The organism is Rahnella sp. CG8 (assembly GCF_023701875.1).
In the GTDB taxonomy this organism is placed as follows: Bacteria; Pseudomonadota; Gammaproteobacteria; order Enterobacterales; family Enterobacteriaceae; genus Rahnella; species Rahnella aceris.
In genome coordinates, this window is record NZ_JABAED010000011.1 from 139,462 (window position 1) to 159,656 (window position 20,195).

General features: G+C 53.9%; 16 protein-coding genes. 9 read left to right on the forward strand and 7 right to left on the reverse strand.

Annotation, left to right across the window (positions count from 1 at the left end):
* Entirely contained in the window at nt 1-201 is a 201-nt protein-coding gene (gene bcsR, locus HGO41_RS12685) for a cellulose biosynthesis protein BcsR (protein WP_013575462.1), read from the reverse strand.
* Between the two features lie 202 nt (nt 202-403).
* Between bcsR and bcsE the strand changes: the two genes are divergently transcribed.
* Genes bcsE through bcsG form a run of 3 tightly spaced genes read left to right on the forward strand, consistent with a single transcriptional unit; the run spans nt 404 to nt 3,884 of the window.
* Nucleotides 404-2,002 (forward strand): cellulose biosynthesis protein BcsE, encoded by a 1,599-nt coding sequence (gene bcsE / locus HGO41_RS12690; RefSeq protein WP_285427198.1) that lies wholly within the window; start codon nt 404-406, stop codon nt 2,000-2,002.
* Nucleotides 2,003-2,007: 5 nt separating this feature from the next.
* Nucleotides 2,008-2,241 (forward strand): cellulose biosynthesis protein BcsF, encoded by a 234-nt coding sequence (gene bcsF, locus HGO41_RS12695; protein ID WP_013575460.1) that lies wholly within the window; start codon nt 2,008-2,010, stop codon nt 2,239-2,241.
* Entirely contained in the window at nt 2,238-3,884 is a 1,647-nt protein-coding gene (gene bcsG, locus HGO41_RS12700) for a cellulose biosynthesis protein BcsG (protein WP_166860295.1), read from the forward strand. Before bcsF ends, bcsG begins: the two co-directional genes overlap by 4 nt.
* Nucleotides 3,885-4,058: 174 nt before the next feature.
* Here the strand turns inward: bcsG and HGO41_RS12705 are convergent, their stop codons facing one another.
* Nucleotides 4,059-4,757 (reverse strand): FadR/GntR family transcriptional regulator, encoded by a 699-nt coding sequence (locus tag HGO41_RS12705; protein WP_037033972.1) that lies wholly within the window; start codon nt 4,755-4,757, stop codon nt 4,059-4,061.
* 197 nt (nt 4,758-4,954) lie between these two features.
* On the opposite strand from HGO41_RS12705, the gene uxuA reads away from it, so the two are divergent.
* Nucleotides 4,955-6,139: a mannonate dehydratase gene (uxuA, locus tag HGO41_RS12710; protein WP_013575457.1), complete on the forward strand. Its 1,185-nt coding sequence runs from the start codon at nt 4,955-4,957 to the stop codon at nt 6,137-6,139.
* Nucleotides 6,140-6,324: 185 nt separating this feature from the next.
* On the opposite strand, the gene araC is transcribed toward uxuA, so the two are convergent.
* The 4 genes from araC to HGO41_RS12730 form a co-directional block, all read right to left on the reverse strand.
* On the reverse strand, nt 6,325-7,260 hold the full coding sequence (gene araC, locus HGO41_RS12715; RefSeq protein ID WP_013575456.1) for an arabinose operon transcriptional regulator AraC: 936 nt from the start codon (nt 7,258-7,260) through the stop codon (nt 6,325-6,327).
* A 176-nt stretch (nt 7,261-7,436) separates the two neighbouring features.
* Nucleotides 7,437-8,441, reverse strand: coding sequence for an L-arabinose ABC transporter permease AraH (gene araH / locus HGO41_RS12720; protein WP_013575455.1), 1,005 nt, complete (start codon nt 8,439-8,441; stop codon nt 7,437-7,439).
* An 18-nt stretch (nt 8,442-8,459) separates the two neighbouring features.
* Entirely contained in the window at nt 8,460-10,046 is a 1,587-nt protein-coding gene (araG, locus tag HGO41_RS12725; RefSeq protein ID WP_013575454.1) for an L-arabinose ABC transporter ATP-binding protein AraG, read from the reverse strand.
* 251 nt (nt 10,047-10,297) lie between these two features.
* Nucleotides 10,298-11,284, reverse strand: a complete 987-nt coding sequence (locus HGO41_RS12730; protein WP_013575452.1) for an arabinose ABC transporter substrate-binding protein — start codon at nt 11,282-11,284, stop codon at nt 10,298-10,300.
* Between the two features lie 416 nt (nt 11,285-11,700).
* Between HGO41_RS12730 and HGO41_RS12735 the strand changes: the two genes are divergently transcribed.
* The 5 genes from HGO41_RS12735 (at nt 11,701) to HGO41_RS12755 (ending at nt 18,695) form a co-directional block, all read left to right on the forward strand.
* Nucleotides 11,701-13,380, forward strand: a complete 1,680-nt coding sequence (locus HGO41_RS12735) for a ribulokinase (RefSeq protein WP_013575451.1) — start codon at nt 11,701-11,703, stop codon at nt 13,378-13,380.
* A gap of 36 nt (nt 13,381-13,416) precedes the next feature.
* On the forward strand, nt 13,417-14,922 hold the full coding sequence (gene araA / locus HGO41_RS12740; protein ID WP_013575450.1) for an L-arabinose isomerase: 1,506 nt from the start codon (nt 13,417-13,419) through the stop codon (nt 14,920-14,922).
* A gap of 296 nt (nt 14,923-15,218) precedes the next feature.
* Nucleotides 15,219-15,968, forward strand: coding sequence for an ABC transporter ATP-binding protein (locus tag HGO41_RS12745; protein WP_250981087.1), 750 nt, complete (start codon nt 15,219-15,221; stop codon nt 15,966-15,968).
* Nucleotides 15,969-16,045: 77 nt separating this feature from the next.
* Nucleotides 16,046-16,987 carry an ABC transporter substrate-binding protein gene (locus HGO41_RS12750; RefSeq protein WP_173362096.1) on the forward strand — a complete coding sequence of 314 codons (942 nt, stop codon included), beginning with the start codon at nt 16,046-16,048 and terminating at the stop codon, nt 16,985-16,987.
* 49 nt (nt 16,988-17,036) lie between these two features.
* Nucleotides 17,037-18,695: an ABC transporter permease gene (locus HGO41_RS12755; RefSeq protein ID WP_112198727.1), complete on the forward strand. Its 1,659-nt coding sequence runs from the start codon at nt 17,037-17,039 to the stop codon at nt 18,693-18,695.
* Here the strand turns inward: HGO41_RS12755 and HGO41_RS12760 are convergent.
* On the reverse strand, nt 18,692-20,185 hold the full coding sequence (locus HGO41_RS12760; RefSeq protein ID WP_112152226.1) for an MDR family MFS transporter: 1,494 nt from the start codon (nt 20,183-20,185) through the stop codon (nt 18,692-18,694). The two genes, HGO41_RS12755 and HGO41_RS12760, sit on opposite strands and share 4 nt — an antisense overlap.
* Between the last annotated feature and the right edge of the window lie 10 nt (nt 20,186-20,195).

The following is a 20,195-nucleotide window of genomic DNA, read 5'->3' on the forward strand; positions in this document are numbered from 1 at the left end:
TTATTTTTTCTCCGCGCCGCGTTCACCGTATTGCGCCAGCTCAGCCAGTAGCGGCCAGCGGGACATTAGTTGCGGAATCTTTTCTTTACGGGCTATATCGACATAATTTAATTCTGACAAAGAAAAAAGGTGACTCAGTGCAAAGAAATCATCATCTTTCGTCGGTTCGGATTCCTCCGGGTCTACAATATTGGCTCCCACCGATTCTTTCTCCCTGCTTCAATCTAAATACTGATACCACGACAGCCAAAATGCGCTTACCTGTCTGGGCTTTTTAGTATCAAACATTATTGTGAAGTATTATGATTATTTAATGTAGCAATGATAGAATTTATTATACTCACATTTCTCAGTGTGTCCCAAGCAGACTTTTAATCAAAAACGATACAAGCAGATTAACTATATGGCACTCTCCTTTTCATTGGGCATGAAGCAATTCTGGAATGGATTAGCCCGGATGCAGGCTCAGGGGCTTTACTGGGTTAACACCGAAAGTCAGGAAGCCGCTTATCATCTTTGCGGACAAACGGTTGAGGCTCAGCAAGGTGAAGTTCCGGTCAACGTTTTTTTCCCACAGCACAATTTAATTTGCACTGCACAAGAAAACAGGCTATCTGACGATGATATCCTTCTCACTTATTTAAAAAAATATCAGAAAAAAACGTTTTATTACCTGTTAGCGAATGGGAAGAAAGCATTTCTCTCTCTTGCAGCGGATATTAATCGTTTGCCTGCTCACTCAGCCTCATTAATGATTCTATTACTTCCGGTCAGTACCTGGCAGGCAGTAAATGATAAACAATGGGTCCGCTGGCTGAGTGAAATGAGCGCATGTGTCAATAATAAAGGTGCAACAATCCTTATTATCTGCTATGGAGCCGGTATTAATGCGGTTAAAACTCAGCTTCATTTATACCATCGCAATATATGCGGTCTTGCGGATTTGAAAACAGATGTTGAACCGAACCAGTGGGGCGTTTCCTGGTGGCATGACAATTTGGGGGCAGAAGCTAATACGCTTTATCCACTGACGCGCCGCCTGACCGGCTGGGAAATTCAAAAGAACGCCTCTGCCGCTGTTTCCGAACAAACCGGCGATGATCAGTGGATGCTGCTGGCCGAACGCTCAGTGCTTGAAGGCGCACCTGCACTTTCAGAACGCTGGTTCCTGTTCGATGATAATGAAGCGCTGAGCGACCGCGCGGCACATGCGCGATCGGCGACGGTCATTTTCGCCCTCACCGGTAATGACGAAGTCGAAGTGCTGGCCCGTCAGGTTCATCGTTTACGCATGCAGCGTGGCAATGGTTTAAAAATTGTCGTGCGCGAAATGAATTCTTCTTTGCGCTATGTCGATCAGCGTCTGCTCCAGGCCTGTGGTGCGAATCTGGTTGTGCCACAAGCAGCGCGCCTCTCCAACTTTCTGACCTTGCTCGATGACCTGCAAAATCTCACTTATACCCGCCATGTGCCGGATGATATCGGGCTGCTGCTCGACAGCCGTCTGCCCACGCATCATAAGGGTTATCTGCCACTGCCGGTTTTCTGCGAAGTCATGCACGATATCTGGAATCACGCCGCGCTGGCGACGGAATCCCGGGGCATTTTAATTTCGCTGCGCCCTGCCGCCGGGATCAGCCCGCAGCAGGCGATGTCTTTGTGTTCTCTGCGCCGCGACGGCGATATTCTGACCGTTACCGGGCGTCATCTGTATCTGTTCCTGTCGAACTGTCAGGTCAGCGACGTCGAAAATGTACTGGCGTTTCTGTTTAATCTGCCGGTCAAAGAAGTGTTCACCAGCCAGACGTTCTGGAGTCAGGAGCTGGATATCCGCACGGAAGTTTTGCGTCTGGCCGCCAGGCCGCCGATGGCAAATCCGGTGTCTGAAGCGCAGCCTTTTGTGGCGCATAAAACCGAACCTTTAAAACGTGCCCAGGTTCATCAGCCCGTTCCCATCACGCTGGCCGTGAGCGATACGCCAGTTATTCAGGCGCAGGAGTAAAAGAGATGGATATTCAGGATATTATCGAAATCTTTATTCTGGCGGCGGTGATTTTTATCCCGCTGGGATATGCCCTGCGTAGCCGTTTGCCGCGCTGGAAAAACCGCTTTGCGACGCGATTTCTGTCGCCGCGTTATTTAACCCCCATGACCATCAGCAGCATCAATAAGAACCGCAAACGCTCCGCTACTTTGCCTGAAACTTCTGCGGCTACAGGAAAATCCAAAACTTCACTATGAACGAATCGCAATCTTCTTCGCCGCGTTTGCGGATCTGGCAATCCTGGCGCGGCCTCGGTGCCTGGAACTATTATTTTTTACTCAAATTTGTTCTGCTTTCACAGGGTTATCTGAATTTTGATGCCCTGAGCAATGTCGTCTTTGCCGCCGTGTTGCTATTCCCGTTACGTTCGCTGCGCCTGCACCGCTGGAGACAGTGGATTGCCCTGCCTTTCGGGCTGGCGTTGCTGTATCACGATACCTGGCTGCCTGGCTGGCGTTCAATTGTCAATCAGGGGGCGGACGTAGCAGGCTTCAGTTTCAGTTATCTGCTCGAACTGGCCGATCGCTTTATCAACTGGCAGTGGATTGCCATCGGTTTCGCTTTGCTGGTCGGTTATCTGTTTATATCCCAGTGGATCCGGCTGACCACGTTTACCGTCATTGCGCTGCTGTGGCTTAACCTCAGCGGGCTGATCACACCGTTTTTCGCACATTCGCCGCCACCGGTTATCGCCCAAAATGCCGTAACGACACCAGTGACCGTTGCGCCATCAGCCACTGATAACACCGTGAACGGCCCGCCAACCAATGCCAACCTGAACGCTTATTTAGAGCAGTTCTACCAAAACGAACGGCGTAAGGCGACGAAGTTCCCCGACGCACTTCCTGCCGATGCACAGCCGTTTGACCTGCTGGTGATCAACATCTGTTCGCTGGCCTGGTCAGATCTGGACGCCGTGAATCTTTCGAATTCACCGCTGTGGTCGCGTTTTGATTTTGTGTTCAGCAATTTCAATTCAGCCACAGCCTACAGCGGCCCGGCATCCATCCGTCTGCTGCGCGCCAGTTGCGGTCAGACATCGCATCATGATTTGTATCAGCCTGCCGGTCAGCAGTGTTATCTGTTTGACGATCTCGCGCGTCTGGGCTTCACGCCTCAGCTGGCAATGGACCATACGGGTGTGTTCGGTAATTACATCGGTAACCTGCGTGATGATGCTGACATGAAAGTTCCGCTGATGTCCCAGGCCGGTCTGGGTTATGAGCTGACGTCCTTTGATGGCTCACCGATTTTCAACGACGGACAACTGTTCTCCCGCTGGCTGGAGAATCAGGAGAAAGCCGGTACCGCACGCACCGCAACCTTCTTTAACCTGATTCCGCTGCATGACGGCAACCGTTACGTGGGCAGCAATAAGGGCGCGGATTATCATAACCGTGCGCAAACTCTGCTGAATCAGCTGAATATCTTTATGGATCAGCTGGATAAATCCGGCCGCAAAGTGATGCTGGTGGTGGTGCCTGAACACGGCGCCGCGCTGGTGGGCGACAAGATGCAAATCTCGGGTCTGCGTGATATCCCGAGTCCGGGCATTACCCACATTCCTGTCGGGGTGAAATTCTTTGGGATGCAGGCACCGCACGCGCCATCACCAATGAAAATTGACGGCCAGAGCAGCTATCAGGCGATTTCAGAAATGGTCGCCCGCGCAGTCGATGGCAAAGTGTTTACCAGCCCGACGATGGACTGGAAAACCTTCGGTTCGAACCTGCCACAAACGCCGCTGGTATCTGAAAATGAGAACTCAGTGGTGATGGAATATCAGGGGAAAATCTATATTCGCCTGAATGGCGGGGGATGGGTGCCGTATCCGAGCTGAATGAAACCGGTAAGCAAGGTTTTGGTTTGCTCCTCCCCCTGCGAAGGGGGAGGACGGGAGGGGGTTTTAAGGGCTAGAACCGGGTAAGAGTAAACCTCAGGTTTAGATTTTGCCCTTAATACCCCACCCCAACCCTCCCCTTCGCAGGGGAGGGAGTTGTCCGTCTTTCTGCATTTATTCCGCAAATAACTGGTCATACACATGCTGTAAATGCCGGCTCATTCTTGCCTTCGCCCCTGCGCCATCCTGCGCCAGAATCGCGTCTAAAATCCCCTGATGATCGGCATTCATTTCACGGGCAAAATCCACTTCGGTGTAATGACTCTCCAGACGCATAAACCGACGTGAACGACGTTTATCCCACAAATATCCCATCATATCGTGCAGCACTTCGTTGCCGGTCATTTCACTGATCATCATATGGAAACGGCGGTCAGCTTCGAGAAAAGCGTCGTTATTGGCATTCAGTTCGTTTAATTCCCGGGCGATGGCTCTCAGTTTTTCACGCTGCTCTTCGGTGCCGTTAATCGCCGCCAGTTCTGCTGTCATCGATTCATAAACCTGGCGCGCTTTCACCAGCGATTGCAGGCTGAATTCCTCTTCGGTACTTACCGTTTGCACCGCAGGTGTGGCCTGCGGCAACGGGTCGCTGACGTACACGCCGTTGCCGGTACGGATTTCCACCCAGCCAGTGATCTCCAGCGCAATCAATGCCTCACGGATAGATGAACGACTGACGCCAAGTTGTTTAGACAAATCCCGTTCTGACGGGATCATCGCGCCCGGGGCAAACTGCCCGGTATTAATGCAGTTAATCAATACATTAGAAATCTGGCGATACAGCCGTTCAACTTTAAGGGTGGGTAATGCCATTATTTTCTCCGTGTTCATGCTGAATCCCAGATCTGTTATCCCGGTCACATTAATGTTCGGTTTGATGCTGAATCATATGTCGGTCTGATGGCCTGACCAGCAGACCACCTGACCAGACCGCGCATTAAGATTGAACTTATCACCGGCCCTGCGTCAACTACATTCAGACAGTCAGTTAACAATTTTAAGGAAAACACATGGAACAGACATGGCGTTGGTACGGCCCGAACGATCCGGTTTCACTTGATGATGTGCGTCAGGCTGGCGCAACCGGCGTGGTTACCGCCCTGCACCATATTCCTAACGGTGAAGTCTGGCCGGTAGAAGAGATAAAGAAACGTAAGGCGATAATTGAAGCCAAAGGTCTGGTGTGGTCCGTAGTGGAAAGCATTCCGGTGCATGAGGAAATCAAAACCCGCAGCGGAGATGTTGAAAAGCACATTGCTAACTATCAGCAATCTATCCGTAATCTGGCGGAATGCGGCATCTATACGGTCTGCTATAACTTCATGCCGGTTCTCGACTGGACACGCACGGACCTCGGCTATCTGCTGCCGGACGGTTCACGCGCCCTGCGCTTTGACCATATCGCATTTGCGGCCTTTGAATTGCATCTGCTGAAACGCGAAGGCGCGACGTCTTATTACAGCGCGGATGAGCAAAAACAGGCAGCCGAATACTTTGCGGCGATGACGCAGGCGGAGAAAGATCAGCTGGTGTCTAACATCATTGCCGGTTTACCGGGTGCGGAAGAAGGCTACACGCTGGACCAGTTCCGTGCGCGTCTGGCGACTTACGACGGTATCGACAAAGCCAAACTGCGCGAAAACATGGCGCATTTCCTGCGCAGCATTGTGCCGGTTGCCGAGCAATGCGGTTTAAGTCTGGCAGTTCACCCGGACGATCCACCGCGCCCTATTCTCGGCCTGCCGCGTATTATCTCCACCATTGAAGATATGCAGTGGTTGAAAGAAACGGTCGACAGTATCCACAACGGTTTTTGCTTCTGCACCGGTTCTTACGGCGTGCGTGAAGATAATGACCTGGTGAAAATGATGACCACTTACGCCGACCGCGTGCACTTCATCCATCTGCGCGCCACCCAGCGCGAAGACGTGCCGGAAAGCTTCCATGAAGCCGATCATTTAGATGGTGATGTGGATATGGTGGCGGTTATCAAAGCGATTCTGACGGAAGAACAAACACGTCGCCGCGCTGGCAACCTGCGCGCTATCCCGATGCGCCCGGATCACGGCCATCAGATGCTGGATGATTTGCATAAGAAAACCAATCCGGGGTATTCGGCAATTGGACGTCTGCGGGGACTGGCAGAACTGCGGGGTGTGGAGCGGGCTTTGAAACAGAGTTTTTTTAATCAATAATTTTGCACCTCCCCCTGCGAAGGGGGAGGACGGGAGGGGGTTTTAAAGGCTAACACCTATACCAAAGCAAACTTCAACTTATTTATTTGACCTTAATACCCCACCCCAACCCTCCCCTTCGCAGGGGAGGGAGCAGTTCAGTGCTTTGACTTTCCCCTGCTATGGGAGAAGAGCAAGGCAAAAACTCAAAAATGATACGCCACGGCATTTTCATGCTCAGGCCACGGATGTGATTTATACGGCTTGGCCGGATAGTTAATCTCCACACTCCGGCGGCGGAAATCACTCGGGCTGACCCCCACCCGTTTACGGAAGACCCGCGAGAAATACAACTGATCGTCATATCCCACCACGCGGCCAATCGTCGCGATGGATTCCTGCGTCGTCTGTAATAAAAGTTTGGCGCGGATCACCCGCTGATCTTCGCGCCAGCGCAGAATGTTGATCCCGACCTGTTCACGGAATAAATGCGCCAGCCGCGATGGTGAGAGGCAAACATGGCGCGCGACTTCATCGATACGCAACTCACCCGCCAGATTGCCGGTAATAAACTGGCAGGCTTCGATGACACGTGGGTCCATGATTTTCTGCGGACTCTGCGGATCTTCTTCCATGGCTCGCAGCAACAGACGTTCCAGCAGATTCATCCCCAGCTCTTCGCAAAAACGTCGCCCCGATTTTTGCGTTTGTTCGATGTTGGCAAACAGACGGTCAAATTCCAGCAACAAGGTATTATTCGGTAAAGAAAGACGCCCGACATCGCGGGTTTTGGTGTGCCATTCCAGCCAGTCTGCCCAGTAGGCGCGCGGGCGGAAATACACCCAGCGATGATACCAGGAGTCGGCGTTGGCAGAACGACTGTAAAGATGGCGGGCTTTCGGTGGGAATAACAGCAGATCACCGGGATTGCAGTAGAACGTGTCTTCGCCGTCGAAGACTTTACCCTGCCCCTTCACCGTCAAATTAAGAATGTAGCCTTTCATTCCACCCGGACGGTCGATGGCGAAATCCAGTGGCCCGTCAGCAAGGATAGGTGTCATACCGGCGACCAGATAGGCATTGAAACTGTAACCCGGTAACAGCGGATTTTGCTGCTGATCCTGAATCATACGGTGATACATCGAACCTCCTGAAACTTCACTGGACTATGGACTTTTCATCTATTCTAATCGGCAGTGAAAACGCTGCCAGTAAAGGTTGCTAAATTGTGAACAACCACGCGTTTTTTCGGCATTTAACCCGTAATAGCGTTAAATGCCGCGTGATGATTGCGTGAAAGCGTTATCACAAAACCAGATTAAACGGTCTTTTTCGCTTTCTGTTTGTAGCGGTCGAAGATAACTGCCGCCAGCAGGATCAAGCCACGAACCACATATTGCGAGAACGGAGAAATGTTCAGCAGGTTCATGGCATTTTCCACGGTACCCAGAATGAGGATCCCGGAAACCACATAGGAAATTTTACCGATACCGCCTTTCAGGGAAACGCCACCCAGTACGCAGGCAGAGATAACGATCAGCTCGAAGCCCAGTGAGGTCATCGGCTGGCCGCTGGTCATACGTGACGCCAGAATGATCCCCGCCGCCGCTGATACCAGCCCGGACAGCACGAAGATGATGATTTTCGTACGCACCACCGGCACACCGGCCAGACGTGCCGCATCTTCATTACCGCCAATCGCCAGCGTGTTACGCCCGAAGGTAGTTTTGTTCAGCAACAGACCAAAGATGATCAGACAGCCGACCGTCAGCCAGATAGGTGCAGGCAGCCCCAGCCAGTTGGCATAACCGAGGGTGAAGAAACGTTCGTCTTCGATGCCCACCGCTTTACCGTCAGAAATGATGTACGCAAGACCGCGCACAATCTGCATAGTGGCAAGCGTGGTGATCAGCGCATTGATTTTCAGACGGGCGATAACAAAACCGTTGAGCAAACCGGTCAGCATCCCGAGCAGTAAACCGGCAGCAACGCCGATCCACAGGCTTTCGGTCATGTTGATCACCACGGCGGTGGTAACGCCCGCACAGGCAATCACCGATGCAACAGACAGATCGAAGTCACCGGAAGCCAGACAGAACAGCATCCCGCAGGCCACCATGCCGGACATCGAAATCGCCAGCCCCAACCCTTTCATGTTGATGAAAGAACTGAAGTTTGGCACGAAAATGGTACAGGCGATAAACAGTACGGCGAACACCACTAACATGCCGTAACTGTCCCAGATACGCATCAGACCCTGGCCGCCGCGTGAGGCTGCTGAAGGTTGATCCGGTTTGGCTGAATTGGTTGTCATACTCGACATAATATTTTTGCTCCTCAGTCAGGCAGCGTCATGGGCAGAATCAAGAACTGGCGTGCGCAACATAGCGAGCCCCAGCGCTTTTTCTTCGGTGGCGTCGTCATGCAACAGTTCGCCGGAGATTGCGCCTTCGCGCATCACCACCACCCTGTCGGCCAGACCCAGCACTTCCGGTAAATCACTGGACGCAAACAGCACCGCAATGCCTTGTTTTGCCAGTGAATAAATCACATTATAAATTTCATGCTTGGCGCCAACGTCGATACCCCGCGTTGGTTCATCCAGCAAAATGACTTTCATTTCTTCCGACAACCAGCGGCCCAGAATGGCTTTTTGCTGATTACCCCCTGAAAGGTTCATGATCAGTTGCTGGTCGCTGGGGGTTTTGATATTCAGCGCATCGATATGTTTACGCGCATTTTTCGCTTCCCAGGCGTTGTTGATCAGGCACCCTGCCTTCACCGTTTTGCGACGGGCGCTGATGTTGATGTTATCGCGCACCGAGTGCACAGGAATAATGCCGTCAGCTTTGCGGTCTTCCGGACACAACATGATGCCCTGGCGGATCGCATCTGCCGGTTTACGAATATTCAGCGCTACACCGTCCAGCCGGACGGTACCGCCGGTAATACGCGTACCACCAAATAATCCTTTCATCAGCTCACTGCGCCCTGCACCCACCAGCCCGAACAGGCCGACGATTTCGCCCTGACGTACCGTCAGGCTGACCGGCGTTCTCACGCCCGGTGCTTTCACCTCATCCAGTTCAAGGCGAATTTCGCCGTGCGGACGCGGCGCGTAACCGTAAATGTCATCGAGATTACGGCCAACCATCGCCTGCACCAGCTTGCTGTTATCCACCTGCGTCATGTCGTCAAAGGTGCGAACGTAACGTCCGTCTTTGAAAACGGTGACAGCGTCACTTAATGCAAAGATCTCTTCCATACGATGTGAGACATATAAAATCACACGCCCTTCCGCCCGTAACTCACGGATAACACGGAACAATTGTTCAATTTCGCGTGCAGAAAGCGAACTGGTAGGTTCATCGAATGCAATAATTTTGGCATTGCGCGCCAGCGCCTTGGCAATTTCCACCATCTGCCACTGGCCGATGGAGAGATATTTCAGCGGTGTATCGGGGTCGATATCCAGCCCGAGATGTTCAAGCTGAAGTTTGGCTTCGTAACGCAGCAATTTACGGTTTACAAAACCGTGTTTGCTCGGCAACTGCCCGAGATAAATGTTCTCTGCTACCGTCATTTCCGGCACCAGATGGAGTTCCTGATAAATGATCGCCACACCGGCATCGAGCGCATCCGTGGTATGGCTGAACGCGACCGGCTGGCCTTTGATATGAATATTGCCCTGGGAAGGCTGATAGTTCCCGCTGAGGATCTTCAGCAGGGTGGATTTCCCCGCTCCGTTTTCGCCCATCAGCGCATGAATTTGTCCGGCGTAACAATTGAATGAAATACCGTCCAGCGCTTTCACGCCCGGAAAAGTTTTGCCAATGTCATGGAATTCCAGATACGGCCTGGCCGCATCAAACTCCGTCAGTGACGGTGTCAGCAAAGGCGTCTTATTATCGAAAGATTGCTGAGTCATAGTGGCTACCTGGAAGTTGAGTAAGTATGGATGCACGCCACTGCAAAGCAGAAAACAGTTCAAACTATTTAAAACTGTCGTCCGTTCTGCAGCAGCGTCTCTCCCCTTCATACTTCAAGTCGCAGATGCGTTGGCTACGCTTACTCACCCGAATCACTTACTTATGTAAGCTCATCGGGACTCGCTCACTTGCCGCCTTCCTGCAACTCGAATTATTTAGGGGTATTGCTTGTTTCAACCACATCTGAAGATCACATAAGACCTTTTTTCTTCAGCTCTTCTTTGAAGTTGTCGCGGGTAATCAGGACAACATCCGTCACTTCGGTAAATTTCGGTGGTTCAACGCCTTTGGTAACCCATTCATTCAGCATCTGGATACTTTTGTAACCGTGGATATCCGGGCTAGGTAACAGGGAACCGTAGAAGCCAGTCTGGGCGCTTTTTGACAACTCATTCACTGCATCCACACCGTTGATGCCGATGCCGATCACGTTAGCCGCTTTAAAGCCCTGACCTTCGGTTGCACGCACGCCACCCAATACGGTGTTGTCGTTCATGCCGATGATCAGCCAGTTTTTCACTTCAGGATGTTGCACCAGCAGGGAGTTACCGGCATCCAGTGCGCCCGGGATGTCGTTAGATTTAGTCGGGACTTTGTAGATTTGTTTTTCCGGGAAACCGGCAGCTTTCAGTGCCTCCATTGAACCGGAGGTGCGGCGGCGCGCCGTATCGAGTTCATCGGCAGTAATGGCCATCACGCCGGTATCAGCGACTTTCCAGCCACGTTTTTGCATTTCTTTGTACAGTTCCTGCCCCTGACGTTCGCCGATTTTGGTCGCGGCCATCATGACTAATGGCACTTCTTCCATTGGCTTGCCTTTGGCATTCACAAACTGGTCATCCACCTGGATCACTTTCATGTCATAGCTGCGCGCTTTCGCCATGATGGCAGGGCCGAGACGCGGATCCGGCGTACAGATGACAAAGCCTTTCGCCCCGTTGGCCGCCAGGCTGTCGATTGCATTCAACGTTTTTTCACCATCCGGCACGGCGATTTTAATGACGTCGAAGTGGAGATCCTTACCGGCTTTATCTGCGAACCGCCATTCAGTCTGGAACCACGGCTCTTCCGGCTGTTTAACCAGGAAGCCCAGCTTCGGATTCTCGGCTGCCATAGCTGAATGTGACATAAGGGCAGCTAACCCGACCGCCGCTAATGCCTTAGTGAATTTATGCATGATGTTCTCCGACTTTTATTGTTGTTTTTCACAATCACAGTCTTAAATCTGGTGGTTTGCCGCAATCGTGAAAACGTTATCAGTAGCGTAAAGAAACAAAGTGAAAGTGCGGCGAAGTCCAGTTTATAGAGGATTTGCGTCACACTCTCTTGTAAGACGGGTTAAGTTTTAGCGGTAATTTTGCAGCGGAATGTAGAGCGCTATCACACGGCGGGAAAACAGCAGGTTTGTGCATAGATATAGCGATTTTAGCCAAACGCTAACATTTGACCAACCTCACAGAAACATCATTGGGAGCAGATTTGTGCATACTTCCAGCTAACGCCTCCTCACTCACTTTTTTGCATCCTCCTACTGTTAGAGCAATTCGATTCGCCGCCGTAATGACTACGGCAAACCTGAAGGAGTGAGAAAGAATGACGCAAGGTGCGATTGCTCTTGGTCTTGATTTTGGCAGCGATTCCGTCCGTGCCCTGGCTGTGGATTGTCAGACCGGTGCCGAGATGGAAACCGATGTGGTTTATTATCCGCGCTGGAATGAAGGTCGCTATTGTGATGCGGCAATAAATCAGTTCCGCCATCACCCGCTCGACTATATAGAGGCAATGGAACAGGCGATTAAAAACGTAGTGCAACGGCTGGGCAGCGAGCGTGCTGCGCGCGTGGTGGGTATCGGCGTCGATTCCACCGGCTCAACCCCCGCTCCTGTCGATGAGGAAGGCAACATTCTGGCGCTGAAAGCGGAATTTGCCGAAAACCCGAATGCCATGTTTGTGCTCTGGAAAGATCATACGGCAATAGAAGAAGCGGAAGAGATCAACCGTCTGTGTCGCAGCGGCGATTTCCCCGACTATTCCCGCTATATCGGCGGCGTTTATTCCTCAGAATGGTTCTGGGCGAAAATCCTGCACGTTTCCCGTGCTGATGCTGCGGTTAAACAAGCAGCCGCGTCATGGGTTGAATTGTGCGACTGGGTGCCCGCCCTGCTTTCCGGCACCACCGCACCGGACAAAGTGGTGCGCGGACGTTGCAGCGCCGGACACAAAATGCTCTGGCATCCGTCATGGGGCGGCCTGCCACCAAAAGCGTTCTTTGCCGCCCTCGATCCGCTGCTGGTTGAACATCTGCCCTATCCGCTGTTTACCGACACCGTCACCGCCGAACAGGCTGTTGGCACACTGACACCTGAATGGGCAGAACGTCTTGGCTTACCCGCCAGTGTGGTGCTTTCGGGCGGCGCATTCGACTGCCATATGGGGGCAGTCGGCGCGGGCGCACAGCCTTATACGCTGGTCAAAGTGATCGGCACCTCCACCTGCGACATCCTGATCGCCGATAAAGAACGCGTAAACGACCGTGCTATCGCCGGGATCTGCGGACAGGTGGAAGGCAGCGTCGTGCCGGACATGATCGGGATGGAAGCCGGACAATCCGCTTTCGGCGACATGTACGCCTGGTTCAGCCGTCTGCTGAGCTGGCCGCTGATTCAGGCCGCCAAAGCCCATCCGGAAATGGCACCGCAACTGACCAGCCTGCAAAAAAATCTGCTGACCGATCTCACTGTGGCCTGGGCCGCTCATCCGAAACTGGATCATCTGCCGCTGGTGCTCGACTGGTTTAACGGCCGCCGTACACCGTTTGCCAACCAGCGCCTGAAAGGTGTCATTACCGATATCAATCTGGGCACTGAAGCACCTGAACTGTTCGGCGGCTTTATCGCAGCGACCGCTTTTGGCGCGCGCGCCATCATGGAATGTTTCGAACAGCAGGATATTCCGGTGGAAAACGTGCTGACGCTCGGGGGCATCGCGCGTAAATCGCCGGTCATCATGCAGGTTTGCGCCGATGTGATGAACCGTCCGTTGCAAATTGTCGCTTCCGATCAGTGCTGCGCACTGGGTGCCGCGATTTTCGCCGCCGTCGCTGCCGGGGAGTTCAAAGATGTTCCTGCCGCACAGGAAAAAATGGCCTGCAGCATCGAACGTACGCTGACGCCGGATCCGCAGCGCGTCGCGCAATATCAGCGCCTGTACGAACGTTATCAGCAATGGTGTGCCACGACTGAACCGCTGTTTGCAGCGAAACCGGCGCATTAACCCGTATTTCATCTATCCGATATTCAGGAGTAATAAATGGACGCGTTTAAACATCTCGAAGTGTGGTTCGCCATTGGCAGTCAGCATCTGTACGGTCCGCAGGCATTACGTCAGGTAAAAGAGAACGCCGAGAAGGTGGTCAGTAGCCTGAACAGCGAAGCCGGTTTGCCGATAAAACTGGTGCTCAAACCGCTGGTGACCACGCCGGACGAAATCACCGCATTGTGCCGTGAAGCCAACTATGACAACGCCTGCGTGGGCATCATCACCTGGCTGCATACCTTCTCGCCGGCCAAAATGTGGATTGCCGGTCTGAGCATCCTGCATAAGCCACTGATGCAGTTCCATACGCAATTCAATGCTGAAATCCCATGGGAAACCATGGACATGGACTTCATGAACCTGAACCAGACCGCGCACGGTGGCCGTGAATTCGGCTTCATCGGTGCCCGTATGCGTCAGCAACACACCGTGGTAGCCGGTCACTGGCAGGACGGTGAATCTCACCGCCGTATCGCCCAGTGGATGCGCGTTGCTGCCGCCAAAAACGAAAGCCAGCACCTGAAAGTGGCACGTTTTGGCGATAATATGCGTGAAGTTGCTGTCACCGAAGGCGATAAAGTTGCCGCTCAAATCCAGTTCGGCTACAGCATCAGTGCCTACGGAATTGGTGATTTGGTCAGCGTAATCAACGAAGTCAGCAAAGGCGACATCGATACGCTGGTGGAAGAATATGAAGCCACCTATCGCCTGACGGATGCGGTAAAAATTAACGGCGAACGTCGTGAAAACTTGCTGGATGCTGCCAAAATTGAACTTGGTATGACCCGTTTCCTCGAACAAGGTAAATTCGGGGCATTCACGACCAACTTTGAAGATCTGCACGGCATGAAACAACTGCCCGGGCTGGCAGTCCAGCGTCTGATGCAGAAAGGCTACGGCTTTGGTGGCGAAGGTGACTGGAAAACGTCTGCCCTGCTGCGCATCATGAAAGTCATGGCCAGCGGTCTGAAAGGCGGCACTTCTTTCATGGAGGATTACACCTACCACTTCAAACCAGGCAGTGATCTGGTGGTGGGCTCGCACATGCTGGAAGTGTGTCCGTCGATTGCCAAAGAAGAGAAGCCGCTGCTCGATGCGCAATATCTCGGCATAGGCGGTAAAGCGGATCCGGCGCGTCTGATTTTCTCCACACCGGCAGGTCCGGCGGTCAATGCCAGCGTCATCGACATGGGCGACCGCTTCCGTCTGCTGGTCAATCTGGTGGATACCATCGAACAGCCACACCCGCTGCCAAAACTGCCGGTTGCCCGCGCTATCTGGAAAGCCCAGCCATCACTGGCAACAGCGGCAGAAGCGTGGATCCTCGGCGGCGGCGCGCACCATACCGTGTTCTCTCAGGCACTGGATATTGACGCGCTGCGGTTATATGCGGAATTTTCCGGGATTGAATTGCTGGTGATCGATAACGACACGACGTTGCCGGACTTCAAGAATCAGATCCGGTGGAATGAAGTTTATTACAAACTTTGCAGTCGCTGATTTGTTTGCTCCTCCCACTTCAAAGAGCAGTTTTTTCTTTGCTCCTCCCCCTGCGAAGGGGGAGGCCGGGAGGGGGTTTTAAAGCCAAACACGCTGTCAAAGTACACTTCAAGTCTTTGATTTTTCCTTAATACCCCACCCCAACCCTCCCCTTCGCAGGGGAGGGAGTCGCCCCAGCCAGTCTTCACATTTCTTAAGCATCCCCGACAAGAACGAACAGAAACTGTCATCCGTCCGTCACATTCCCCCTTTACCCTCACCTGCACTAATAAGTCCCAAAGAGGATAGTACCAACCATGATCATTCCAGCTACAGCCAGCGGGAATGCGCCTTCGCGCATGTCTTCTCCCCCCGCGATCTCTGTCCATCAGGTGTCCCATTTCTTTGGGAGCAACCCGGTACTCAATCACGTCAATTTATCCGTGCCGGAAGGCACGATCCTCGCCCTGCTTGGCCCTTCCGGCTGCGGAAAAAGTACGCTGCTGAAAATGCTGGCGGGATTACTCCATCCTGCGTCAGGACAAATCAGCTTTGATGGTGTCACTGTCGCCAGCGGGAAAATCAGTCTGCCACCGGAAAAACGCAATCTCGGCATGGCCTTTCAGGATTATGCCCTGTGGCCGCACATGACCGTGCGCCAGAACGTCGCGTTTCCGTTGCAGATGCGCGGCATCCGCGGTGCGATACAGCAGGAGAAAGTGATGGCGGCGCTGGAGCGCGTCGGACTGGCGGATTTTGTCTCCCGCCGCCCTGCCGAACTTTCCGGCGGTCAGCAACAGCGTGTGGCCCTCGCCCGCGCCATTGTGGCTGAGCCACGCATTTTGCTGTTCGACGAGCCGCTGTCGAATCTTGACCGCGGCCTGCGGGAAAGCCTGTGCGAGGAAATGGCAACATTGTTGCGCCAGCTCGGCACCACGGCGGTGTATGTCACCCACGATCAGCACGAGGCTCACGCACTCGCTCACCGCATTGCGCGCATGGACAAAGGCGCGATCGCCAGCATTGACCAGATTGACCCTTCCGTTGTTTCACCTTTTGTTGCTTAACCTTTGATGGAATGAAAATGATGACCCGCACACACAACAAAACCTCCAAAACGTTTTCCCGTACCAAAACAGGCGTAATGACAGCAATGACTCTTTCTCTCGCAATGGCGGCAGGCAACGCTCAGGCACTGACGCTCTACACCGCCGGGCCGGGCTCGCTGGCAAAAAAACTGGCGGCAGGCTATGAAAAACAAACCGGCGTAAAAGTCGATGTGTTCCAGGCAACAACCGGCAAAGTGATGGCTCGCCTGGAAGCCGAACAGGCCAACCCGCGGGCCGATATACTTATCTCAGCATCCTGGGATACCGCAACCGATCTCGAACAACGTGGCTGGTTGCTTGAATACCAAAGCCCCAATGCGGCACAGGTTCCCGCGCAGTTTAAAACCCCCTATTACGTCGCTCAGGGTATTTCCGCACTGGGCATCGTCTGGAACACAAAAAGTGGGACGACCGAGCCTAAAGACTGGGGCGATTTAGCCAAACCGGAATTCAAAGACAAAGTGACCACGCCGGATCCGTCTCTCTCCGGGGCGTCTCTGGATTTGCTGATCGGTCTACAAAATGCCCACGCGCAACAGGCCTGGAAACTGTTTGAGGATCTGAAAGCCAACGGCATGATTATCGCCGGACCCAACGCACAGGCGCTGACGCCGGTCTTACAGGGCGCGAAAGCTGCGGTATTTGGCGCGGTTGATTATGTGTCTTACGCCAGTATGCAGGACGGTGAATCGGTCAAAGTGATTTTCCCGAGCAGCGGAACGGTTATCGCCCCGCGCCCGATGATGATCCTCAAATCCAGCCAGCAGCCCAAAGAAGCCAAAGCCTTTATCGATTACGCGCTGTCGCCTGAAGGCCAGAAATTGGTCGCCGATGCCTGGCTGATGCCAGCCCGTACGGATATCGACGCCAAACGCCCGCTGTTTAAATCGCTGAAATTATTACCGGAAGCATCACAGGCTTCCGCATCACGTAAAGACGTTCTCGACCGCTTCGCGAAACTGTTCGGACAGCAATAATCCCTTCCCGGGCTGTTTGAAAAAGCAGCCCGCTTCTGAGATTTAATCAATGAATAGAAATGCTTTCCTGCCGGGCATGACGGGCATTGCGCTGTTACTGCTGGTCGCGGTGCCGGTCAGTTTTGTGATTTTACAGGCGGTCTTTCCGCATCTGGATGCCGGCAGTTATTCGGCACCGTTCAGTGCATTTTATCGTGTTTTCCAAGAACCTCAGTTACGTGAACTGTTCGCGACAACATTAAAAGTCGGTCTGGGCGTGGCGATATGCAGCGGCCTGATTGGCATTCCATTAGGTGCCTTGCGCGGCCTGTTCGTGCTACCCGCCGCCGCGCTGTGGGACATCCTGTTTCTGGTGCCCTTCCTTTTACCGCCGTATATTGCCGCGCTGTCATGGATGCTGGCGTTACAGACCCACGGTTATGTCCAGCAACTGCTGCCGTGGCTGCATCTGAATGATTTTTTGTTTTCGCTGCCGGGCATGGTGATGGTGATGACGCTGAATGTGTTTCCGGTCGTGTATTTCGCGGTATCGCGCAGCATGGCCGCCAGCGGCAGTCGTCTGGCAGATGTTGCGCGTATTCATGGTGCGGGTCCGTGGCGGGCATTTTTGCGCATCACTTTACCCATGGCGTTACCGGCAATGGCCTCCAGTTTGTTACTGGCGTTTACGCTGTCGATTGAAGAATACGGCGTGCCCGGCGCGCTGGGTTCGCGCAGCGGCATTCTGATGCTCACCACCGGCATCGAACAGCGCCTTGCCGACTGGCCGATCGACCTGCCCGGCGCGGCAGTGCTGTCGCTGATGCTGGTAGCAATTGCGCTTTGTGCGTACAGCGTTCAGCGTGCAGTGCTGGCGGGCAAGAATGTGGAAAGCGTGACCGGCAAACCGGCGGACGTGACACAAAAAACGCCGGGAGTCTGGACAATTCCGGTGCTGATGTTGTTTACAGCGGTGGCAGTGATTGCCGTCGCACTGCCGATTGTCTCCACACTGGCCACGGCGTTTTCCCGCACGTTGTCCGGCGGGCTGTCGTGGCAGAATCTGACCTTCCGCCACTTCAGTAATCTGTTTGCCGCGCACGGCGACGCGCTGAGTGCGCTGTCGACCAGCCTCAGTCTGGCGCTGGGTACCGCGCTGATCGCCGGGGCGACCGGCTTTCTTGCCTCGTGGCTGGTAGTGGCACGAAAAATTCGCGGTGCGGCGGTTATCGACGGTTTATCGCTGTTACCGGCAGCATTGCCGGGGATTGTGGTGGGTGTCGGTCTGATTCTGGCCTGGAACCGCAGTTTCTGGCCGGTGACGCCGTACAACACCTGGGGAATTCTGCTGCTGGCTTACTGCTGCCTGTTGCTGCCTTATCCGGTGCGTTATGTCAGCGCCGCGTTGAAGCAGATTGGCGGCAATCTGGACGCCGCCGCACGGGTGCACGGTGCCACGGCGGCGCAGACATTGCGTCTGATCCTGCTGCCGCTGGTATTTCCGAGCCTGCTGGCATCAATGATGATGGTTTTTGCCGTGGCGTCACGGGAACTGGTGACGTCCCTGCTGCTTTCACCGGCGGGCGTACAGACCGTATCGGTGTATGTCTGGCGTCAGTTTGAACAGGGTTCGGTGGGCGACGGGATGGCGATGGCGTCGGTTGCAGTGCTGCTGAGCCTGACGCTGATGTTGATTGCGGTCAGGCTGCAACAACGACCCCCGGCTTAGCTTTCCCGCTGCGGTTCAGCGTGCGGGCGGTCACCGGAGGGGATCAGTAAACCGGCGGCGACTGCCAGTACCGAAATCACTGCAGACACCACAAATACCCAGTGCAGCGACGCCGCCACGCTGTCGGTCAGAGCACCCAGTTGCTGGCTATCCATTGCGCTGCGGGTGGCTTTCTCCATCAACAGCTGTACCGGATCGTTTACCTGCGGCAGACGATATTGCAGATTCAGATTCAACGTTGCGCCAAGCACCGCGGTGCCAATGGCGGAACCCAGCATACGGGTAAAGAGTGTTGAGGCCGTCGCGATGCCGCGGATAGCCGGTTCAACGCTGTTTTGCACCGAGACAATAAAGGTGGTATTACACAACCCCATGCCCGCGCCAATCGAAAATGCCGCCAGACGCGCCATCCACAAACCGGACGATGGCGAAAGCAGCAACAGCGCCAGACTTCCGCCGACCAGCAATAATCCGCCAATGACCGCCGTTGCACGGTATGAAGTCGCCTGCATCAGACGGCTGCTGAACATGCTCGCCAGCGGCCAGCCAATCGACATCAGCGCCAGCGTGGTGCCCGCCTGTAACGGCGTTCCGCCGAGTACGCCCTGCACATAGGTTGGCAAAAATGCGCTGATACCCATCATGGTGGCGCCAATGATCAACCCGCCAACATTTCCGGCAATAATCACTTTGCTTTGCCACAGCGCCAGCGGGAACAAAGGCTCCGGCGTTTTACGCTCCTGGCGGATAAGCAGCCATGCGCTGCAAACGGCTAATGCCATCAGTGCCAACGCCCAGTAACCCAGCACTTCAGCCTGCAACAGCGCCAGGAGTAAGGCCGCGACAGAAAGGGTCAGATAACCGGTACCGGCCAGATCCAGCTTATGTGGTTTACGCTGTCCGTCCGGCGGCAGGTATTTCACCAGAATGATCATCGCCACCAGGCCGACAGGCACGTTCACCCAAAACACCACCGCCCACGGGAAATGGGAAACAATAAACGCTCCCATCAGCGGGCCGACAATCGCCGAAACGCCCCATACGCTGGACAAATATCCCTGCGCTTTTGCCCTTTCCTGCGGGCCGTACACATTGGCAATCAGCGTGGTGGCTATCGGCGTGATTGCCCCTGCACCCAGTCCCTGCAGGGCACGAAAGCCGATCATCCAGCCAAGCGAAGGGGCGAATCCGCACAGAACAGAGCCGATCAGAAACAGCGTGGTACCGATGAAAAACATTTTCCGGCAACCATACAAATCCGCCAGCCGCCCGTAGATGGGTACGCTGATCGCCTGCGTCAGCAGATAGACGGCAAACACCCAGCCGAGCAGCGAGAACCCACCCAGATCGCCAATAATGGTCGGCATCGCCGTCGCGACAATGGTCACTTCTACGGCGGCCATAAACATCGACAACATGCAGGCGGCAAGGATTAGAGGTCGGTGAGAAGATTTAACAGCAGACTTTACTTCAGGATGATTGACGGCCATGTTCTTTGTT

What these genes read in the sequence shown, in the direction of transcription:
- HGO41_RS12760 (WP_112152226.1), bottom strand. Translation starts at nt 20,185, where the DNA reads ATGGCCGTCAATCATCCTGAAGTAAAGTCTGCTGTTAAATCTTCTCAC.
- araG (WP_013575454.1), bottom strand. Translation starts at nt 10,046, where the DNA reads ATGACTCAGCAATCTTTCGATAATAAGACGCCTTTGCTGACACCGTCA.
- HGO41_RS12735 (WP_013575451.1), top strand. Translation starts at nt 11,701, where the DNA reads ATGACGCAAGGTGCGATTGCTCTTGGTCTTGATTTTGGCAGCGATTCC.
- bcsE (WP_285427198.1), top strand. Translation starts at nt 404, where the DNA reads ATGGCACTCTCCTTTTCATTGGGCATGAAGCAATTCTGGAATGGATTA.
- HGO41_RS12750 (WP_173362096.1), top strand. Translation starts at nt 16,046, where the DNA reads ATGACAGCAATGACTCTTTCTCTCGCAATGGCGGCAGGCAACGCTCAG.
- bcsG (WP_166860295.1), top strand. Translation starts at nt 2,238, where the DNA reads ATGAACGAATCGCAATCTTCTTCGCCGCGTTTGCGGATCTGGCAATCC.
- araC (WP_013575456.1), bottom strand. Translation starts at nt 7,260, where the DNA reads ATGTATCACCGTATGATTCAGGATCAGCAGCAAAATCCGCTGTTACCG.
- HGO41_RS12705 (WP_037033972.1), bottom strand. Translation starts at nt 4,757, where the DNA reads ATGGCATTACCCACCCTTAAAGTTGAACGGCTGTATCGCCAGATTTCT.
- HGO41_RS12730 (WP_013575452.1), bottom strand. Translation starts at nt 11,284, where the DNA reads ATGCATAAATTCACTAAGGCATTAGCGGCGGTCGGGTTAGCTGCCCTT.
- uxuA (WP_013575457.1), top strand. Translation starts at nt 4,955, where the DNA reads ATGGAACAGACATGGCGTTGGTACGGCCCGAACGATCCGGTTTCACTT.
- HGO41_RS12755 (WP_112198727.1), top strand. Translation starts at nt 17,037, where the DNA reads ATGAATAGAAATGCTTTCCTGCCGGGCATGACGGGCATTGCGCTGTTA.
- HGO41_RS12745 (WP_250981087.1), top strand. Translation starts at nt 15,219, where the DNA reads ATGATCATTCCAGCTACAGCCAGCGGGAATGCGCCTTCGCGCATGTCT.
- araA (WP_013575450.1), top strand. Translation starts at nt 13,417, where the DNA reads ATGGACGCGTTTAAACATCTCGAAGTGTGGTTCGCCATTGGCAGTCAG.
- araH (WP_013575455.1), bottom strand. Translation starts at nt 8,441, where the DNA reads ATGTCGAGTATGACAACCAATTCAGCCAAACCGGATCAACCTTCAGCA.
- bcsF (WP_013575460.1), top strand. Translation starts at nt 2,008, where the DNA reads ATGGATATTCAGGATATTATCGAAATCTTTATTCTGGCGGCGGTGATT.